The sequence below is a fragment of the Paracraurococcus ruber genome, assembly GCF_004353985.1.
GTDB lineage: Bacteria > Pseudomonadota > Alphaproteobacteria > Acetobacterales > Acetobacteraceae > Paracraurococcus > Paracraurococcus ruber.
Genome location: NZ_SMOA01000455.1, coordinates 1 through 2897, shown reverse-complemented (window position 1 = coordinate 2897; position 2897 = coordinate 1). Strand labels below are relative to the sequence as shown.

The 2897-nt window shown below is 74.8% G+C and carries 3 protein-coding genes; all 3 read right to left on the bottom strand.

What is annotated here, in order from left to right:
• Positions 1–437: cold shock domain-containing protein (locus E2C05_RS30645; protein WP_133223395.1), on the bottom strand; the 437-nt coding region annotated here is incomplete at its 3' end.
• Positions 438–479: 42 nt separating this feature from the next.
• Positions 480–1769: an NAD(P)/FAD-dependent oxidoreductase gene (locus E2C05_RS30640; protein WP_240046963.1), complete on the bottom strand. Its 1290-nt coding sequence runs from the start codon at positions 1767–1769 to the stop codon at positions 480–482.
• 216 nt (positions 1770–1985) lie between these two features.
• Positions 1986–2591 (bottom strand): GTP cyclohydrolase I FolE, encoded by a 606-nt coding sequence (folE, locus tag E2C05_RS30635; RefSeq protein ID WP_133223394.1) that lies wholly within the window; start codon positions 2589–2591, stop codon positions 1986–1988.
• Between the last annotated feature and the right edge of the window lie 306 nt (positions 2592–2897).

The following is a 2897-nucleotide window of genomic DNA, read 5'->3' as shown; positions in this document are numbered from 1 at the left end:
CCGCCGAAGTCGCGCCGCGGCGGCTGGTCGCCGAAGCCGCCACCGCCGCCGAAGTCGCGCCGCGGCGGCCGGTCGCCGAAGCCGCCCGGGCCGTCCCGGAAGGGCCGCCGGGCGCCGGCATCGCCGCCGCCCTCGCCACGCTTGAGTTCGGTGATGCGCGTCACCAATCGCCGACCCTGACGGTCGGTGCCGATCTCGCAAACCAGGGTATCGCCGGTGTCAGGCGGCTCGATTCCCGCCTCGGTCAGGGCCGAGGCATGAAAGAACACGTCCTGTCCGTCGGGGCCCAGCACGAAGCCGTACCCCTTGCGGGCGTTGTACCACTTGACCTGGGCCTCGGCCGGCCCGGCGCCGCCCTGCTCGTCGATATCGGAAGGCACTTGCTTGTAGTTCCGTTCGTCGTGTCCGGCGGCACCGCGATGCCGCTGTGCCGCCACTTGTCAGCATGACACCCCGCTTTCGTGAAAGCGAGCGCGAAATCAGCCGAAACGACGTGGGTCGTACGGGCGCGGATCCAGCTCCGGCGGGCGGCCCGCCAGCAGCTGCGCGACCAGCCGCCCGGTGCGCGGGCCCGCCACCAGTCCGACATGGCCATGGCCGAAGGCATGCACGATGTCGGGCGTCGCGCGCGCCGGCCCGATGCAGGGCAGCCCGTCCGGCGTGCTCGGACGGTGCCCCATCCAGACCCGCACGCGCTCCGCCGGCAGGTCGCGCGGCAGCGCGGGGAAGCTTCGCATCAGATGGTCGCGAAGGATGTCGGCGCGCTGCCAGTTCGGCGCGGCGTCCAGCCCGGCGATCTCCACCTGGCCGGCGCAGCGCAGTCCGCGATCGGTCCAGGTGATCGACATCTTGCCGTCGGAGGGCATCAGCGGCGTGCGCGGACCGGTGCCAGGGTCGGCGATCATCGCATGGTAGCCGCGCTCGGTCTCCAGCGGCAGCCGGTCCCCCGCCGCCGCCGCCAGCGCCTTGGACCGCGCGCCGGCGCTGATGACGGCGCGGTCGGCGGCGATCTCGCCGGCATCGGTGCGCACCGCGCGCAGCCGCCCGCCCTCGATCCGAAAGCCGGTGGCGGGCGCGGCGACGCGCCGGGCGCCCTCGGCCTCGGCCAGGGCGACCAGGGCCGCGACATAGGCGCCGGGGTCGCGGCAGTGCCCGCCTTCCTCGACCAGCGCGGCGAAACCGTAGCGCCGGTCCAGCGCCGGCTCGCGCTGGTGCAGTTCCTCGGCCGACAGCTCGATCCAGTCGATCCCGACCTGCCGGCGGATGCGCCATGACATGGCCTCGGCCTCGAAGGCCGCGCGGTCGGGATAGACATACATCAGGCCGCGGCGCTCGATCAGCCCGCCGACGCCCGCCGCCTCCGCGAGGTCGGCATGCAGCGCCGGCGCGTCGCGCAGCAGGGCGCGCAGCGCGACGGCGGTACGCGCGACACGCGCCTCGGTCCAGCCGGACAGCAGGTAGCGCGCCAGCCAGGGCAGCACTCGCGGCAGGTAGGACCAGCGGATGGCGAGCGGCCCGAGCGGGTCGGCGAGGAAGCCGGGCACCTTGCGCCAGAGGCCGGGAACGGCCGGCGGGATGACGGACATGGGGCTGAGCCAGCAGCCATTGCCGTAGCTGGCGGCCTGCTCGCCGCCGGGCGGGCCGGGCTCGAGGATCGTCACCCGGTGCCCCTCGCGTAGCAGGGCGAGCGCCGTGCAGGCGCCGACGATCCCCGCGCCGATGACCACGCTGTGCGGCGTCCCGCCCTCCGGCATCCCGCTGTCCGGCATCCTCGACCCCATTGCCCGGCCGGCCCGGCGCATCCCGCCCGGCGGCCCCGTCCCGCTGCCGCATGGCGCACCAGATTCGCGCCCGCGGCAACCGGGCACGGCGCGCCCGGCGGCGCCGCGGTCTTGCCGCGGCGGATGCCGCGCCGGCCTGAAAGGGGAAAGGCGCGGGGTCGGCCGCGCCGCCAACTGGCGGCAGGGCCGGCGCGCCGGTCGCCCTCAGCCCTTGCCCAGCAGCGACATCAGTTCCCGCCGCGTGTTGGCGTCGTTCCGGAACACCCCCAGCATCCGGCTGGTGACCATGGTCGTGCCGTGCTGGTGCACGCCGCGGGTGGTCATGCACTGGTGCTCGCTCTCGATCACCACCGCCACGCCGCGCGGCTTCAGCACCGCGTCGATGGTGTTGGCGATCTGCGCCGTCAGCTTCTCCTGGATCTGCAGCCGCTTGGCATAGGCCTCCACCACGCGCGCCAGCTTGCTGATGCCGACCACGCGGCTGCCCGGCATGTAGGCCACATGCGCCACGCCGATGATCGGCACCATGTGGTGCTCGCAGTAGGATTCGAGGCGGATGTCCTTCAGCAGGACCAGTTCGTCATAGCCCTCGATCTCGGCGAAGGTGCGTTCCAGCACGGCCACGGGGTCCACCTGGTAGCCGGCGAAGAACTCCTCATAGGCCTTCACCACGCGCTTCGGCGTGTCCAGCAGGCCCTCCCGCAGCGGGTTCTCCCCGGCCCAGCGCAGCAGGGTGCGGACGGCGGCCTCGGCCTCGGCGCGGCTGGGGCGGTCCGGCGGCGGCGGCACGGCGAGCGGGTTGATGGCCATCGGCGATCTCCTCAGGGTCTCGTTGCCGGGAACGCGGCAAACTGCGCCGGTATCCGCCCGCGCGCCATCGCCGCTTCCAGGCCTCGGGGCCGCGCCTCCCCTGCGGCCATCCGGGGCATCGCGGTCCGGCGGGCAGGCATGCGTCCCGGCCCCGCCCCCAGGGCGCGCGCTGAAGGGCGGATGCGGTCCGGGCGACCAGCCCCGGCGCCCATCCGCCGGCCTTGCTGGCCGCCACGGCGGAGGACGCGGGGCGGAGGCGGCCCGCGCCGGACGCCGCGGAGCCGGCCCGGCCCGCGTCGGCGACCG

Bases quoted from the DNA above. Each gene is read 5' to 3' on its own strand.
- E2C05_RS30640 (WP_240046963.1), bottom strand. From the start codon at position 1,769: ATGCCGGACAGCGGGATGCCGGAGGGCGGGACGCCGCACAGCGTGGTC.
- folE (WP_133223394.1), bottom strand. From the start codon at position 2,591: ATGGCCATCAACCCGCTCGCCGTGCCGCCGCCGCCGGACCGCCCCAGC.